Here is a 16,052-nt window from a genome sequence, read left to right as displayed (position 1 = left end):
CACGTCCGGAGTGACGAACCGGGTGAGAGGAACGAAGCGACGTTCGCATAGGCCTCGCCTTTCCGGGGACGCATTGCGAAGATCCTCGCAACCTCGCACCTTGATCTACGTTGTCACGGACTCGTCACATCCCGGGTCCACGCACGCATCATGGCAACCATGGTATCCGCAGCTCCCGCCCCGGCGCCGTCGCGGGGTCCGCGGCTGGATGGGCATCTCCATCCGGCCGGACGCTGGATCTTCCTCGCCGTGCTGGTCGGCGCGCTCGGCTATGCCGGCGGCAGCATCATCGCCGATACCGCGGAGGTGGGGGAGACGCTGGCGACCAGCGTGTTCCTGTTCCTCGGCCTTGCGCTGCTGATCGCGCTGGGCTTCGAATTCGTCAACGGCTTCCACGATACCGCCAATGCGGTGGCGACGGTGATCTACACCCACGCCATGCCCGCGCCGCTCGCGGTGGTGTGGTCGGGGTTCTTCAACTTCCTGGGCGTGCTGCTGTCGTCGGGCGCGGTCGCCTATTCGATCATCACGCTGCTACCCGTGGAGCTGATCCTGCATATCGGCTCGGCTGGCGGATTCGCGATGATCTTCGCGCTGCTGCTCGCCGCCGTGCTGTGGAACCTCGCCACCTGGTACGTCGGCCTGCCCAATTCGTCGAGCCATGCGCTGATCGGATCGATCCTCGGCGTCGGCCTCGCCAATCAGCTGCTTTCGCGTGGGAACGGCGGCACCTCGGGCGTCGACTGGCACCAGGCGGAGAAAGTGCTGTCGGCGCTGCTGTTCAGCCCGCTGATCGGCTTTGCCGGCGCGCTCGTCCTGCTGCTGGTGATGAAGCGTTTCCTGCGCGATCCCAAGCTCTATCGCGAACCGCGCACCGATGCGCCGCCACCGCGCGGCATCCGCGCCACGCTGATCCTCACCTGTACCGCAGTCAGCTTCGCGCACGGCAGCAACGACGGGCAGAAGGGCATGGGGCTCATCATGCTGATCCTGATCGGCTGCGCGCCGACCGCCTATGCGCTGAACCGCACCGTCCCCGAAAGCGCCACCCCCGCCTTCGTCGCGCAGGCGCGCGCGGCGGAGGCGATCTTCGCCCGCCAGCCCGGCCCCGAACCGCGCTCGATCGACGTCGCCCGTGCCACCGTGACGCAGGGGCTCGCCACCCGCCGCATCGATACGCCCGCGGTCTATGGCGCGCTGTCGTCGCTGTCGCGTGACGTCGGCGACCAGCTGGCGAGCTACGGCTCGCTCGGCAAGGTTCCCGCCGCCGCCACCCCCAATTTGCGCGGCGACATGTATCTGGTGCTCGACGCCAGCAAGATGGTGATCGCCGACAAGGGCGCGCAAGGCCGCTTCACCGCGCAGGAGATCGACGGGATCAAAAACTATGCCGGCGCGCTGGAGCAGGGCACGCGCTACATCCCGCTGTGGGTGAAGGTGACGGTCGCCATCGCGCTCGGCCTCGGCACGATGATCGGCTGGCGGCGGATCGTCGTCACCGTCGGCGAACGGATCGGCAAGACGCACCTCACCTATGGCATGGGCATGTCGGCCGAACTGGTGACGGCGGTCACGATCCTGCTCGCCGACCGGTTCGGCGGCATGCCGGTATCGACCACGCACATCCTGTCGTCCGGCGTCGCGGGTGCCTCGGTCGCCAACGGCGCGGGGCTGCAGTGGCGCACCATCCGCAACATGGCGCTCGCCTGGGTGATGACGCTGCCCGCCGCGATGCTGCTCGCCGGCGTGCTCTACTGGATCCTGCTGACGGGGTTACGCGGGGTGATCGCCAGCTGACGGCGCAACGTTTCCGTCACGCATTCGTGACCGGCCCGTAACATCGCGCTGGCATGACGGTCCCCAGGGAACAGCAGGTTCCGGGGGGCCGATGATGACCACCACCGATCACGCAAGCGCCGACATCCTCGCCTTCGTGCCGCACCGGCCGACGCAGCCGGAGCGGACGGGCGTCACCCGCCGCCGCTACCGCACGATCTGGATTTCGGACGTTCACCTCGGCACGCGCGGCTGCAATGCCGAGATGCTGATCGACTTCCTCGACCATGTCGACAGCGATCAGCTTTACCTCGTCGGCGACATGATCGACGGCTGGCGATTGAAGAAGCGATTCTACTGGCCGGCCAGCCACAACGATGTCGTCTGGCGGCTGATGAAGCGGGCGAAGCGCGGCACCCGCGTCACCTACATCCCAGGCAACCACGACGAGGTGTTCCGCCAGTTCGCCGGCCTGGATTTCGGCGGCGTCAAAATCCGGCGCAAGGCGATCCACACCACCGCGGACGGGCGGCGCCTGCTCGTCCTCCATGGCGACGAATTCGACGCGATCACCCTCGCCCACCGCTGGGTCGCGCTGATCGGCGACAGCGCTTATACCGCGCTGATGGTGGTGAACCGCTGGGTCAACGCCGCTCGCCGCCGCCTGGGCTTGCCCTATTGGTCGCTGTCCAAGCATGCCAAGGCGAAGGTCAAGAACGCCGTCGCCTTCATCTCGCATTTCGAGGAGGTGGTGGCGCACGCTGCGGGTTCGCGCGGCGTCGACGGCGTGGTCTGCGGCCATATCCACACCGCCGAGATCCGGACCATCGGCGATGTCGCCTATTACAACGACGGCGACTGGGTGGAGGGCTGCACCGCGCTGGTCGAGCATTTCGACGGCCGCATGGAATTGCTGCACTGGGCGGACGAGATCGCCGCGCGCGACGCCGATGACCGGCTCGCGGTGGCAGCCGCCTGATGCGGATCGCGCTCGTCACCGACGCCTGGAGCCCGCAAGTCAACGGCGTGGTTCGCACCCTCACCGCGATCAAGCGCGAACTGGAAGCACAGGGCCACGAGTTGCTCGTCGTCTCGCCCGATCGCTTCGCCAGCCTGCCCTGCCCGAGCTATCCCGAAATCCGCCTCGCGCTCGCCGGTCGGCGCACCGTCGGCCAGCTGATCCGCGCCTTCGACGCCGATGCGATCCATATCGCCACCGAAGGGCCGCTCGGCCTCGCGGCGCGGCGCTGGTGCCTGGCCGAGGGGCTGCGCTTCACCACCGCCTACCATACCCAGTTTCCCGATTACGTCGCGGCGCGCACCGGCGTGAACGCGCAGTGGATCTGGCGCTACATCCGCTGGTTCCACGGACCCGCCGATGCGATCCTGTCCTCGACGCCGTCGGTCGACGCGGTGCTGCGCGAACACGGCCTGCCTCAGGTGCGGCGCTGGGGCCGCGGCGTGGACCTTACCCTCTTCTCCGCCGATGGTGCCACCGACCCGGCGATCGATGCGCTTGCTGGCCCGATCCTGCTCTACGTCGGTCGCATCGCGGTGGAGAAGAATATCGCCGCCTTCCTCGCAGCCGACGTGCCGGGTACCAAGGTCGTGGTCGGCGATGGCCCGGCGCACGCGGCGCTGGCAGCGCGCTACCCCGACGCGCATTTCATGGGGCCGCGCTTCGGCCCGGCGCTCGCCGCCGCCTACCGCAGCGCGGACGTGCTGGCCTTCCCCAGCCTCACCGACACGTTCGGGTTGGTGATGATCGAGGCGCTGGCCTGCGGCACCCCGGTCGCCGCCTTGCCTGCGCCGGGGCCGGTCGACGTGCTCGATTCCTCTGTCGGCGCGATCGATGCCGACCTCCAGACGGGGATCGCCGCCGCCCTCACCCGCGACCGCGCCGCCTGCGTCGCCTACGCCCGCCGCTTCACCTGGGCGAACAGCGCCCGCCAGTTCCTCGGCAGCCTCGCCCCGATCGGAACGGCGCACGCGCACGCGGCGTGAGCAATAAAGGCGTGGGGAGAAGCGCAGGCCGCCTCGGCTCCTACCCGTCGTGCCGGGCTCGTTCCGGCATCCACCGTTCCGCACATTCGGAGCTATGGGATATGCGGAGCGGTGAACCCCGGACCAAGTCCGGGGTGACGGATTGCTGCGGGACAGACGCACGCGCCTGAACGAGCCGCGCCTACTCCAGCCCGCCGCCCAGCGACCGGTACAGCTCGACGAGGTTGCTCCCGCGGTTCAGCCGCGTCGTCACCAGCTGCTGCTGCGCAGCATAAGCGGTGCGCTGCGAGTCGAGCGTCGTCAGGAACGACTCCACCCCGGCGCGGTAGCGCGCGTCCGATATGCGCAACGCGACGGTCGCCGCCTCGACGCGGGCGGACTGCGCCGCGATCTGCTCGTCGATCGTGCCGCGCTGCGCCAGCGCATCGGCGACCTCGCGGAACGCGGTCTGCACCGTCTTCTCATAGGTCGACACCGCCGCCTGCTGCTGCGCGCGGGCGAGGTCGACGTTGCCACGCAAGCGGCCGCCATCGAACAGCGGCAGAGAAACCGACGGTGATCCGGTGTAGGTGAAGCTGCCGCCGGCAAAGAGGCCCGAAAGCGCCGTGCTGATCGTCCCCAGCGTCGCCGTCAGCGAGATGCGCGGAAACAATGCGGCCCGCGCCGCGCCGATATTGGCGTTCTGCGCGATCAGCTGATGCTCGGCCTGCAACACGTCCGGCCGCCGCAGCAGCACGTCGGAGGCGATGCCGGCGGGGAGCACCTGCAACGCCGCATCGCCGGTGCCGAGGCCCTGCGGCAGCAGTTCGGTGCCGACCGGCGTGCCGACCAGCAGGTCGAGCGCATTCTTGTCCTGCGCCACCCGCGTCTTCAGCACCGCGATATCGTTGCGCGCCGCCTGATAGGTCGTTTCCGCCTGCCGTGCCTCCAGTTCGGAGGCGACGCCGATGCGGAACTGCGCGCGGGTCAATTCCAGCGATTGTTCGAACGACTTCAGCGATTCGGTCGAGATGCGCAGCTGGTCCTGATCCGACGCCAGCGTCAGCCACGCCGTCGCGATCTCCGCGATCAGGCTGATCCGCGTCGAGCGCTGCGCCTCCTCGGTCGCGAAATATTGTTCCAGCGCCGTACGGTTGAGGTTGCGGATGCGACCGAACAGATCGAGTTCGAACGCCGAAAAGCCGACGTTGGCGGAGTAGAATTCCAGGTTCGACGAGGTCGATCCGACGTTCGCGCCAGCCCCTGCACCCGCTCCGGTGCCGACGCCCGTCCCGGCACCGGCACCGGTCCCGGCGCCAGTTCCCGTGCCGGTCCCTGCCCCGGCCCCAGCGCCCGCCGTCGCGCCGCCGAAGATGTTGTTGGTATAGGTCCCCGATCCCGACGCCGTGGTCGACGGCACCAGGTCGGCGCGCTGGATGCGATATTGGGCGCGCGCCTGCAACACGTTGGCGGCCGCGACGCGAAGGTCGCGATTGTTTTCGAGGCCCAACGCGATTGTGCTGCGCAGCCGCTCGTCGGTGAAGAAGGTGCGCCAGCCGATTTTGGTCACGTCGGGCGCATCGGTCGCCGCCGCCGGATAGACGCCGCCCTGCGGCAGCGCCGCAGGCACGGCGCCGACCGGGCGGACGTATGTGGGGGCCAGATTGCAGCCGGCGAGCGCCGTGGCGCCGAGCAGGCCGAGGATGATCTTGCTGTACGTCACGTCTTACGCTCCCTGGGGCGCAGGCTGGTGGTGGGGTTCATCCCCGTCGCGCGGCTCGTCTTTCGCCACCGGGTGGTCGTCGCCGCCCTCCTCGCCGCCGTGCCCGAACAGGCGCAGGACGACGACGAAGAACATCGGCACGAAGAAGATGGCGAGGATCGTCGCCGACAGCATGCCGCCGACCACGGCGCGGCCGATGGCGTTCTGCCCGCCCGCACCGGCCCCGGTCGAGATCGCCAGCGGCAGCACGCCGAAGACGAAGGCGAGGCTGGTCATCAGGATCGGCCGCAGGCGCAGCTTGGCCGCCTCGATCGCCGCGTCGAACGGCTTCATGCCCTCGTTGATCCGCTCCTCCGCGAACTCCACGATCAGGATCGCGTTCTTCGCCGAGACGCCGATCGTCGTGATGAGGCCGACCTGCAGGTAGATGTCGTTGTTGAGGCCGGTCAGCGTCGCCGCCAGCATGGCGCCGAGCACGCCCAGCGGCACCACCAGCAGCACCGAGATCGGCACCGACCAGCTTTCGTACAGCGCGGCGAGGCAGAGGAAGACGATCAGCAGCGACAGCCCGTAGAGCGCCGGCGCCTGGCCACCCGACAGCCGCTCCTCATAGCTGAGGCCGGTCCATTCGAGCGCGGTACCGGGCGGCAGCTTGGCGTGGATCGCCTCCATCGCCTTCATCGCCGCGCCGGACGAGACTCCCGGTGCGGGCGCGCCGAGGATCTCCATCGAGGGCAACCCATTGTAGCGGGTCAGCTGCGCCGGTGCCTGCTTCCACGACAGCGTGGAGAAGGCGGTGAACGGCGCCATCGTGCCGGTCGCGCCACGGACGTAGAAGTTGCCGACATCCTCGGGCTTCAGACGATAGGGTTCGTCCGCCTGGATGTAGACGCGTTTCACGCGGCCGCGATCGATGAAGTCGTTGACATAGGCGCCGCCCCAGGCGGTCGAGATCGTGTTGTTGACCGTCGACAGATCTAGACCGAGCGCGCGCGCCTTGTCCTGATCGACGTCGATCTTGAGCTGCGGCGCGTCGTCGAGCGCGTTGGGACGCACGCCGACCATCGACTTGTCCTGGCTCGCCATGCCCAGCATCATGTTGCGGGCCTCCATCAGCTTGGCGTGGCCGATGCCGGCCTGATCGACCAGCTGGAGGTCGAACCCGGTCGCGTTGCCGAGTTCCTGCACGGCAGGCGGGATGACCGCGAAGATCATCGCGTCCTTGAACTGCGACAGCGCACCCATCGCACGGCCGGCGATCGCCTGCGCCTTGTTGGCGCCGCCTTCGCGCTGGTCCCACGATTTCAGCGGAATGAAGGCGATGCCGCTGTTCTGGCCCTGGCCTGCGAAGCTGAAGCCGTTGACGGTGAACACGCCCTGGACGTTGTTGCCTTCTTGGCTGAGGAAATGGTCCTTGATCGCATCGAGGCCCTTCTGGGTGCGTGCGGTGGTGGCGCCCGGCGGCCCCTGCACCAGCGCGATCATGATGCCCTGGTCCTCTTCGGGCAGGAAGCCCGTCGGCAGACGCATGAACAGCACGCCCATGCCGAGCACGATCAGCAGGTAGACGATCATCGACCGCTTCCAGCTGCGCGCCGTCCGGCGCACGCCGCGCTCGTACTTGGCCTGCCCGCGGTCGAACTTGTCGTTGAACCAGCGGAAGAAGCGGGCGAGCGGGCCGTTGCCCTCGACCCGCTTGGGATCGTGCGGCTTCAGGATCGTCGCGCACAGGGCGGGCGTCAGGATCAGCGCGACCGCGATCGACAGGACCATCGCCGAGACGATGGTGATCGAGAACTGGCGATAGATGACGCCGGTCGATCCGCCGAAGAACGCCATCGGCAGGAACACCGCCGACAGGACCAGCGCGATGCCGATCAATGCGCCGGTGATCTCGTCCATCGATTTCCGCGCCGCTTCCTTGGGCGTCAGATGCTCGGTGGTGATGAGACGTTCGACGTTCTCGACGACGACGATGGCATCGTCGACCAACAGGCCGATGGCGAGCACCGTGCCGAACAGGGTCAGCGTGTTGATCGAATAGCCGGCGACCGACAGGATGGCGAAGGTGCCGAGCAGCACCACCGGCACCGCGATCGTCGGGATCAGCGTCGCGCGCCAGTTCTGCAGGAACAGGAACATGACGAGGAAGACGAGCACCACCGCTTCGATCAGCGTGTGGACCACCTGCTCCACCGACAGCCGCACGAAGGGCGAGGTGTCGTAGGGGTAGATGACCTTCACGTCCGGCGGGAACTGCTTGGCGATGGCATTCACCCGCTCCTTCACCGCGGTGACGGTGGTGAGCGCGTTGGCGCCCGGCGCCAGCTTGATGCCGATGCCGCTCGCCGGCTTGCCATTCCATTGCGAGGAGAAGCCGTAATTCTCCGCGCCGATCTCCACCCGCGCGACATCGCTCAGCCGCACCACCGACCCGTCGGTGTTGCTCTTGAGGCGGATGGCGGCGAATTCCTCGGGCTTGGTCAGCCGCGACTCCACCGACACGGTGGCGTTGAGCATCTGCTCCTTGGGCGCCGGCTGCGCGCCGATCTGCCCGGCGGAAACCTGCGCGTTCTGCGCGGTGATCGCGCTCGTCACGTCGGCGATGGTCAGCGCGTAATTGTTGAGCTTGATGGGATCGACCCAGATGCGCATCGCATATTGCGATCCGAACACCTGCGTGTCGCCGACGCCGTTGACGCGGGCGAGCGGGTCCTGAAGCTTGGAGACGATATAGTCCGACAGGTCGGAATCATTGTGGCTGCCGTCCGCCGAATAGAGGCCGACGAACATCAGGAAGTTCTGCGTCGCCTTGGCGACGATCAGCCCCTGCCTTTGCACCTCCTGCGGCAGTAGCGGCGTCGCCGCCTGCAGCTTGTTCTGGACCTGAACCTGCGCGATGTCGGGGTCGGTGCCCTGTTCGAAGGTCAGGATGATCTGCACCGAGCCCGCCGACGACGACGAGGACGAGAAGTAGCGAAGGTTGTCGATGCCCTTCAGCTGCTGCTCGATGATTTGGGTCGTCGTATTCTCGAGCGTCTGGGCATCCGCGCCCGGATAGGTCGCGGTGATCGACACCGCGGGCGGCGCGATCGCGGGAAACTGTGCGATGGGCAGGCTGCGGATCGCGAGGATCCCGGCCAGCATCACCACGATCGCCAGCACATAGGCAAAGATCGGGCGATCGATGAAATAGCGTGACATGGCTGGTTACTTCGCCTGTGCCTGAGTTTGGGCCTGCGCCTGCGCCTGGCCCTGCGGCGCTTGCGCGGCAGGCTTGGCATTGGGGTTCCAGGGCTTGCCCTGCACGGCCATGCCGGGGCGCAGCATCATGCCGCCCTCGACAATCACCTTGTCGCCGGCCTTCAGGCCGCCGGTGACCAGCCAGTTGTCGCCGATCGTGCGGCTCGTCTGCAACGTGCGCGGCTGCACCTTGCCGTCGTTGCCGATCACCATCGTGGTGGCGTTGCCGCGTTCGTCGCGGCTGACCGCCCGTTGCGGCACCAGCAGCGCATTCGCCTGCGTGCCCTGCACCAGCTGCGCGCGCACGAACATGCCCGGCAGCAGCAGGCCGTTGGGATTGGGGAACAGCGCGCGGATCACCTGCGATCCCGTGGTCGGATCGACCGTCACGTCGGCGAAGCGCAGCGTGCCTTCGGGACCGTAGGCGGTGCCGTCCTCCAGCGTCAGCTTGACGCGGGCGTTGCCGTCACGGGTCAGCTGGCCGCTCATGATCTGCTGGCGCAGCTTGAGCAGGTCGGCGCTCGACTGCTGGATGTCGACATAGATGGGGTCCAGCCGCTGGATCGTCGCCAGCGCATTGGTCTGCGCGGCGGAGACGAGCGCGCCGGTGGTCACCAGCGAGCGGCCGATGCGGCCCGAGATCGGCGCGCGGATGGTCGTGCGCGCAAGATCGATTTGCGCGGTGCGCAGCGCCGCCTGCTGGGCGGCGACGTCCGCCTGCGCCTGGGCGGCGCTGGTCTGCGCATTCTCCAGTTCCTGGCGGGCGACCGCGTTGATCTTGACCAGCTCGCCATAGCGGCGGGCGAGCGCGGCGCTCGACGCGATGCTGGCACGCGCGCGGGTCAGCGCGGCGCGGGCGCTGGCGACCTGCGCCTGATAGGGCGCGGGATCGATGCGATAGAGCGGCTGGCCCTTGCGCACCATGTCGCCTTCGACGAACAGGCGGTCGAGCACCAGCCCGTTGACCTGCGGCCGCACCTCGGACGTCTCATAGGCGGTGGTCCGGCCGGGCAGTTCGGTGGTCAGCGTCACCGACTGGTCGCGCACGACGACATAGCCGACCTGCGGCGGGCCTTGCGGTGCACCCTGCTGCTGTTGCTGCTGGTTACCGCCCCCGCACGCCGCCAGAGCCAGTGCCAGGGCGAGCACCGCTACTCCGTGTCCCCGTTTCGTCATGCAAATTGTCCGCTGAAAAAATTGTGAGTGATCGATCACTCACCGCCTGCTACAACCGCTTGGCAAGCGGCGTCAAGGCCAGCTAGGACGAGGATGGAATGATCGATTCGGGCTTTTGTTGCACCGCACCAGGGAACAAGGCTGACATACGCCGTCGCCGGGTGATCGATCAGGCTCGTAAGCTCTTCATCGAAAACGGCTTTCATGCCACGGGCATCGCCCAGATCGCGCGCGAGTCCGGCGTTGCGGTCGGCCAGCTCTATCGCGATTTTTCCGCCAAGGAAGATATCGTGGCGGCCATCGTCGATACCGATTGCCGCTCGTTCATGGCCGCCGAAGCGCTGCGACTCGCCATCCAGCAGGGCGACGAAGTGGCGGTGCGCGACTGGATCCGCCAGTTCGTGCTGCCGGAAGACGATCTGGACGACAGCCGCCTGTTCGCCGAGATCATGGCGGAGGCAGGCCGCAATTCGCGCATCGCTGCGATCTTCGATGCGACGCACAATGACGTTCGCATCCTGATGCTCGATGCGCTGGCGATGCTCGCTCCCGGCGAAGCGCTGGCCGACAAGCGTGTCGCGCTCGCCGACACCATCCTCACCATGTCGCTGGGGCTGCTCCATCACCAGCTGGTGCGGCCGCAGATGGATGTCGCCTCGCTCGTCCATTCGCTGCTCCACATCATCGATCGCGATATCGATGCGCTGCGCGTGGAAGCGGGCATGGCGCGCGCGCGCGCCTAACGCCCCGGTCTGAACGTCTCCGGATCGATGCCGTAGCGCGTCAGCTTGTAATACAGCGTCTTGCGCGGGATACCCAGCCGCTCCACCGCGCGAACGACATTGCCGTCGCACGCGCGCAAGGCGTCGACGATCACCCCCGCCTCGAATTCGGCGACGCGACCGGGCAGATCCTGCGCCTCCGCCGCCGCCTCCCCCGGCACCGACGCCAGCACCCGCTCGAACGCATAGCTGCGCAGTTCGCGGACGTTGCCGGGCCAGCCATGCTCCAGCACATGCCGCCGATCGGCTTCGGTGATCGCATGGTCGGGCCGGTCGAGCTGCACCCGCGCTTCCTCGACGAAGCCGACGAAGAGCAGCATCCGGTCCTGCTCGCGCAGCCGCAGCGGCGGCAGGTGCAGCCGCGTCGCCGCGAGGCGGTGGTACAGGTCTTGGCGGAACCGCCCTGCCGCCACCGCGCGTGCAAGGTCGCCCTGGCTGGTCGCGATCACCCGCACGTCGACGGGTTCCGCTCGCGCCGCGCCGATCGGCTGCACCTCGCGATCCTCGATCACCCGCAGCATCGCCGCCTGGAGCGACGCGGGCAAGGCATCGATCCCGTCGAGCAGCAGCGTTCCGCCCTGCGCGGCGGCGATCGCCCCGGTGCGCGACAGCCGGGTATGCGCGACGCTGTCCGCGGCATGACCGATGAGGTCGATCGTCGCGCGCTCCTCGGTCAGCGTCGCGCAGGCCACCGCGACGAACGGCCGCGCCCGTCGCGGTCCCAGCCGGTGGAGCAAGGTCGCGGTCAGGTCCTTGCCCGTGCCCGCCTCCCCCTCGATCAGCACGTCGACATCGGCCGACGCCAATTGCCCGATCGCACGGCGCAGATCGACCATCGCCGTGCTCTGCCCGACCAGCGGGCTGTCCGCCTCGGCTGCGGCGGTGCGCAGCCGCCGGTTCTCCATCATCAGCCCGCGGCGTTCCAGCGCGCGGCGGATCGTCGCCACCAGATGATCGACCGCGAACGGCTTGGTGAGGAAATCATAGGCGCCGTCGCGCAGCGCCGATACCGCCATCGGCACGTCGCCATGGCCGGTGACGAGGATCACCGGCAGCTCCGGGTCGAGCGCCCGCACGCGGCCGAGCAATTGCAGCCCGTCCATCCGCCCCATGCGGATATCGGTGACGATCGCTCCGTCGAAGTCGGGCGGCAGCGCCGCCAGCGTCGCCTCCGCTCCCGCAAAGGCGAGCACGTCGAGCCCGGCCAGTTCCAGCGCCTGCACCGTCGCGATGCGCAAGGCGTCATCGTCCTCGATGAAGAGCACGCGCTGTCCGGTCATGCGAGTCGCAACGTCAGGACGAAGGCGGCACCCGCGTCGCTTGTGTGGGCAAGATCCAGCTCCCCGCCGAATTCGCGCGCGATGTCCCGCGCGATGGCGAGGCCCAGCCCCAGTCCCTCCGGCTTGGCGGAGGCGAAGGGGGTGAACAGCGTGTCGGCGAGGCTCGCGTCCACGCCCGTCCCGTTGTCGGCGATCCGCACCGTCACCCGGCCCCCCTCCCGTTCCGCGTCGATCGTTACCCGCGGCGCATCCATGCCGGCCACCGCATCCAGCGCATTCTGCAACAGGTTGACCAGGATCTGCTCCAGCCGGATGCGATCCGCGTCGACCGGCAGGGTTCGCACGCCCACGGGCACGCGGTCTTCGACGACATGCCGCGCCCGCTCGCCGATCAGCAGCAACGTGCCCTCGATCGCCTCCGCCAGCGTCGGCGCGCCGCGCGACGGCGTGCGTTTGCGGGCGAAGGCGCGCAATTCGCCGGTGATCGCCCCGATCCGCTCGGTCAGCGCGACGATCCGGCCGAGGTTCTCCCGCGCCCCCTCCGGCGCCCCGCGATCGAGCAGGGTCCCGCCGTTCTCCGCAAAGGTGCGGATCGCGGCAAGCGGCTGGTTGATCTCATGCGCCACCCCCGCCGTGATCTGCCCGAGCGAGCCTAAGCGATTGGCCTGTGCCAGTTCCTCGCGCGCCGCGCGGAACCGGCGATCGGCCGCGGCGCGCTCCTCCGATTCGATCACCAACCGGGCATTGGCATCGCGCAATTCGGCGGTGCGGCGGGAAACCTCCTCCTCCAGCACCGCGTGCACCCGCCTCTGCACCCCCGCGCGCAGCAGCGCGGCAGCGCCGAGCAGCGCGAGCAGAAGCAGCCCCGCTCCCCAGAGCAGCGCCCGCGTGCGTGCCGCGGCCAGCGCCGGAGCGAGCGGCTGGAGATGGAGCAGCCGCCCTCCCTCCAGCGCCGCCGGCGTTCCTGCGAGGCGATACCGGCGGCGACCGACGATCACCTCGCGACCCTGCGCGCCGAAGGCGAGGTCGGTCGGCGGCGCAACCCCGAACTGACGCGAGGCGCGCAGCGCCGCGATGCGCGCGGGCGACAGATCGCGTGTCGGGTGGAAGCGCCAGCGGGCGACGCTGGTGATGAGGATCACGCCATCCGCGTCGGTGACCACGGTCGCCCCCGGTGCGCGGGCCCATTCGCGCTCCAGCCGGGTGAAATCCACCTTGACGACGATGATCCCCAGCGCCCGCCCGCCGCGGTCGATCCGCCGCGCCAGATACAGGCCCGGCCGGCCGCTGACCGATCCCAGCGCGAACAGTTCGGATCGCCCCCGCGCCATGGCCTGGGTGAAATAGCGGCGGAAGGCATAATCCTGGCCGACGAAGCTGGTCGGCAGCCGCCAGTTGCTCGCCGCCACCGCCCGCCCCCGCGCATCGATGGCGTAAAGCACCGCCGCATCCGTCCGCGCGGCCAGCAATTCCAGCGTCGCGTCGAGCCGCCGCGCCGCGCCGGGATCACCGCCGGCCAGTGCGGCCGGCACATCGGGATATTCCGCCAGCACCAGCGGCAGCAGGCGAAATCGCTGCAATTCGCTGTCGAGCAATTCGGCATGGCTGCGGGCGAACGCCGCCGCCTCGCGATCGGTGGCGACAGCGGCCGTGTCACGCGCCCAACGGCTGCCGATCGCGACCGCCGCCGCCAGCACGCCTGCCAGCAGCAGGAGCCAGGCGATCCGCCTGCCCTGCGTCGCAGCGCCGCCTAACGGCTGGGCCAGATCGCGAGACTGGTGTCGACCAGTCGTTCGAGGTCAATCCGGCTGGCGCCGGAGCCCGCCTGCACCGCCATCCCTTGCAACAGCGCGTAGAGGTAGCTGGTCAGCCCCAGCACATCGATATGCGCCGGCAGGTCGCCATCGCGCTTCGCCTGTTCGAATCGCCCGATCAGCGCCGCCTGCGACGAGGCGCGCCGCGCGATCACATCGGCCTTGATCGATTCCGCCTCCGGGCTGCACGCGACCGCGCTGATGACGCCCAGGCACCCCTTCGGCCCGTCATGGCTGGTCTGCATCGCCAGCGCCCCGCGCATGAAGCATTCCGCCACGCCGCGCGCGGTCGGCTGCTCCAGCGCCAGCCGGGTATATTCCAGCTTCTCGGCTTCGTAGAGGTCGAGCGCCTTGTGGAACAACGCCTCCTTGTTGCCGAACGCGGCGTAGAGGCTCGGCCGGGTGATGCCCATCGCCTCGGTGAGGTCGGCCATCGACGCGCCGTCATACCCCTTGCTCCAGAACACGCGCAGGGCGGCGGCGAGCGCGGCGTCGGTGCAGAATTCCCGCGGACGGCCCTTGGGCGGGAGGATGGCCAGGGTTTCCATATCGCTCAGTATAGAATGGCGGCGCCGTGCAGACAAGTCCGCTGCGGACGCAAGCGGCTCAGGCGGCATGCGCGAGAGGCTTGCCGCCGCCCACGAGGGATTGCGCCACCGCCTCGGCGATCTTGATCCCGTCGACGGCCGCAGACAGGATGCCGCCGGCATAGCCCGCACCCTCTCCCGCCGGAAAGAGCCCTGCGGTATTGATGCTCTGGAAGTCCGCGCCGCGCGTGATCCGCACGGGTGAGGAGGTCCGCGTCTCGACGCCGGTCAGCACCGCGTCGGGGTGATCGTAACCGGGGATTTCGCGCCCGAAGGCGATCAGCGCCTCGCGCATCGCGGTTACCACGAAATCGGGCAGGCATGCGGCGAGATCGGTGAGATGCACACCCGGCCGATAGGAGGGGATGACGCTGCCCAGCCGCGTCGAGGGACGTCCGGCCAGGAAGTCGCCGAGCCGCTGCGCAGGCGCGCGATAATCGCCGCCACCCGCGGTGAAAGCCAGGCTTTCCCAGTGGCGTTGCAGCGCGATGCCGGCAAGCGGGCCGCCGGGATAGTCGCGCGCCGGGTCGATGCCGACGACGATGCCGGAATTGGCGTTGCGCTCGTTGCGCGAATATTGGCTCATGCCGTTGGTCGCGACGCGGCCGGGTTCCGACGTCGCCGCCACCACCGTGCCACCGGGACACATGCAGAAGCTGTAGACGGTGCGGCCGTTGGCGCAATGGTGCGACAGCGCATAGGCGGCGGCGCCCAGATCGGGATGCCCGGCGCAGGGGCCGAAGCGGGCTTCGTCGATCCAGCTTTGCGGATGCTCGATCCGCACGCCCATCGAAAACGGCTTGGCCTCCAGATGCACGCCGCGATCGTGCAGCATGTGGAAGGTGTCGCGCGCGCTGTGGCCGAGTGCCAGCACCACCGGCCCGGCCGCCAGCGTCTCGCCCGTCGACAGGTGCAGCGCGGTCAGCCGCCGGCTGCCGTCCGCCGCGGTATCGATCGCGAGATCGTCGACGCGGTGGCTGAAGCGATATTCCCCGCCCAGCGCTTCCACGGTGGCCCGCATGCTCTCCACCATCGTCACCAGGCGGAAGGTGCCGATATGGGGGTGCGCCTCCGTCAGGATTTCGGGCGGCGCCCCCGCCTTGACGAATTCGGTCAACACCTTGCGACCGAGATGGCGGGGGTCCTTGATCTGGCTCCACAATTTGCCGTCGGAGAAGGTGCCGGCACCACCTTCGCCGAATTGCACGTTCGATTCGGGGTCAAGCTTGCTGCGCCGCCACAGGCCCCAGGTGTCCTGCGTCCGCTCGCGCACCACCTTGCCGCGATCGAGAATGATCGGGCGGAATCCCATCTGCGCCAGGATCAGACCGGCGAACAGGCCGCATGGCCCCGCCCCGACCACGATCGGCCGTGGCCCGGCATAATCGGCCGGCGCCATGGCGACGAAGCGATAGCCGGTATCGGGCGTCGGCCCGACGTGGCGGTCGCGCTTGCAGCGTGCGAGCACCGCCGCCTCGTTCTTCACGGTGACGTCGACCGAATAGACAAGCTGGATATCCATCTTGTCGCGCGCATCGTTAGCACGCCGCGCGATCGCATAGCGCACGAGATCGCGCGGCGTGATCCGCAGCCGGTTGCGGATCGCTGCGGCGAGCGCCTCCTCGGGATGGTTGATCGGTAGCTTCAGATCGGTGATGCGCAGCATGCCGCGTGCCTTAGCGCCGCAC

The 16,052-nt window shown here is 68.7% G+C and carries 11 protein-coding genes; 4 read left to right on the top strand and 7 right to left on the bottom strand.

The window, feature by feature from the left end:
- Positions 1-150 precede the first annotated feature (150 nt).
- The 3 genes from ACTZQ5_RS08405 (at position 151) to ACTZQ5_RS08395 (ending at position 3,780) form a co-directional block, all read left to right on the top strand.
- Positions 151-1,797 (top strand): inorganic phosphate transporter, encoded by a 1,647-nt coding sequence (locus tag ACTZQ5_RS08405; RefSeq protein ID WP_443584725.1) that lies wholly within the window; start codon positions 151-153, stop codon positions 1,795-1,797.
- A gap of 94 nt (positions 1,798-1,891) precedes the next feature.
- On the top strand, positions 1,892-2,755 hold the full coding sequence (locus ACTZQ5_RS08400; RefSeq protein WP_443584724.1) for a UDP-2,3-diacylglucosamine diphosphatase: 864 nt from the start codon (positions 1,892-1,894) through the stop codon (positions 2,753-2,755).
- A complete protein-coding gene (locus ACTZQ5_RS08395) occupies positions 2,755-3,780 on the top strand; it encodes a glycosyltransferase family 4 protein (RefSeq protein WP_443584723.1) in 1,026 nt (341 codons plus the stop codon). The genes ACTZQ5_RS08400 and ACTZQ5_RS08395 overlap by 1 nt, the downstream gene beginning before the upstream one ends.
- Positions 3,781-3,961: 181 nt before the next feature.
- On the opposite strand, the gene ACTZQ5_RS08390 is transcribed toward ACTZQ5_RS08395, so the two are convergent.
- From ACTZQ5_RS08390 to ACTZQ5_RS08380, 3 genes are read right to left on the bottom strand one after another with little or no spacing between them, the layout of a single operon-like run.
- Positions 3,962-5,482: an efflux transporter outer membrane subunit gene (locus ACTZQ5_RS08390; RefSeq protein WP_443584722.1), complete on the bottom strand. Its 1,521-nt coding sequence runs from the start codon at positions 5,480-5,482 to the stop codon at positions 3,962-3,964.
- Positions 5,483-5,485: 3 nt separating this feature from the next.
- Positions 5,486-8,686: an efflux RND transporter permease subunit gene (locus ACTZQ5_RS08385; protein WP_443584721.1), complete on the bottom strand. Its 3,201-nt coding sequence runs from the start codon at positions 8,684-8,686 to the stop codon at positions 5,486-5,488.
- A 6-nt stretch (positions 8,687-8,692) separates the two neighbouring features.
- Positions 8,693-9,901 carry an efflux RND transporter periplasmic adaptor subunit gene (locus ACTZQ5_RS08380; protein ID WP_443584720.1) on the bottom strand — a complete coding sequence of 403 codons (1,209 nt, stop codon included), beginning with the start codon at positions 9,899-9,901 and terminating at the stop codon, positions 8,693-8,695.
- Between the two features lie 161 nt (positions 9,902-10,062).
- On the opposite strand from ACTZQ5_RS08380, the gene ACTZQ5_RS08375 reads away from it, so the two are divergent.
- The gene (locus ACTZQ5_RS08375; protein WP_443584719.1) at positions 10,063-10,644 is read left to right on the top strand and encodes a TetR/AcrR family transcriptional regulator; all 582 of its coding nucleotides are present in this window, start codon (positions 10,063-10,065) and stop codon (positions 10,642-10,644) included.
- Here ACTZQ5_RS08375 and ACTZQ5_RS08370 read toward each other — a convergent pair.
- The 4 genes from ACTZQ5_RS08370 to ACTZQ5_RS08355 are packed head-to-tail and all read right to left on the bottom strand — an operon-like array spanning position 10,641 to position 16,030.
- Positions 10,641-11,963, bottom strand: coding sequence for a sigma-54-dependent transcriptional regulator (locus ACTZQ5_RS08370; protein ID WP_443584718.1), 1,323 nt, complete (start codon positions 11,961-11,963; stop codon positions 10,641-10,643). The genes ACTZQ5_RS08375 and ACTZQ5_RS08370 overlap by 4 nt on opposite strands.
- Positions 11,960-13,660 (bottom strand): sensor histidine kinase, encoded by a 1,701-nt coding sequence (locus tag ACTZQ5_RS08365; protein ID WP_443584717.1) that lies wholly within the window; start codon positions 13,658-13,660, stop codon positions 11,960-11,962. The genes ACTZQ5_RS08370 and ACTZQ5_RS08365 overlap by 4 nt, the downstream gene beginning before the upstream one ends.
- Positions 13,661-13,713: 53 nt before the next feature.
- On the bottom strand, positions 13,714-14,325 hold the full coding sequence (locus ACTZQ5_RS08360; RefSeq protein WP_443584716.1) for a TetR/AcrR family transcriptional regulator: 612 nt from the start codon (positions 14,323-14,325) through the stop codon (positions 13,714-13,716).
- A 58-nt stretch (positions 14,326-14,383) separates the two neighbouring features.
- Complete coding sequence (locus ACTZQ5_RS08355) at positions 14,384-16,030, bottom strand: NAD(P)/FAD-dependent oxidoreductase (RefSeq protein WP_443584715.1); 1,647 nt, start codon at positions 16,028-16,030, stop codon at positions 14,384-14,386.
- Between the last annotated feature and the right edge of the window lie 22 nt (positions 16,031-16,052).

It is taken from the genome of Sphingomonas cellulosilytica, from assembly GCF_052321755.1.
Taxonomy (GTDB): Bacteria; Pseudomonadota; Alphaproteobacteria; order Sphingomonadales; family Sphingomonadaceae; genus Sphingomonas.
The sequence above is the reverse complement of the archived record's forward strand: the minus strand, read 5'-3'. Positions and strand labels throughout refer to the sequence as shown.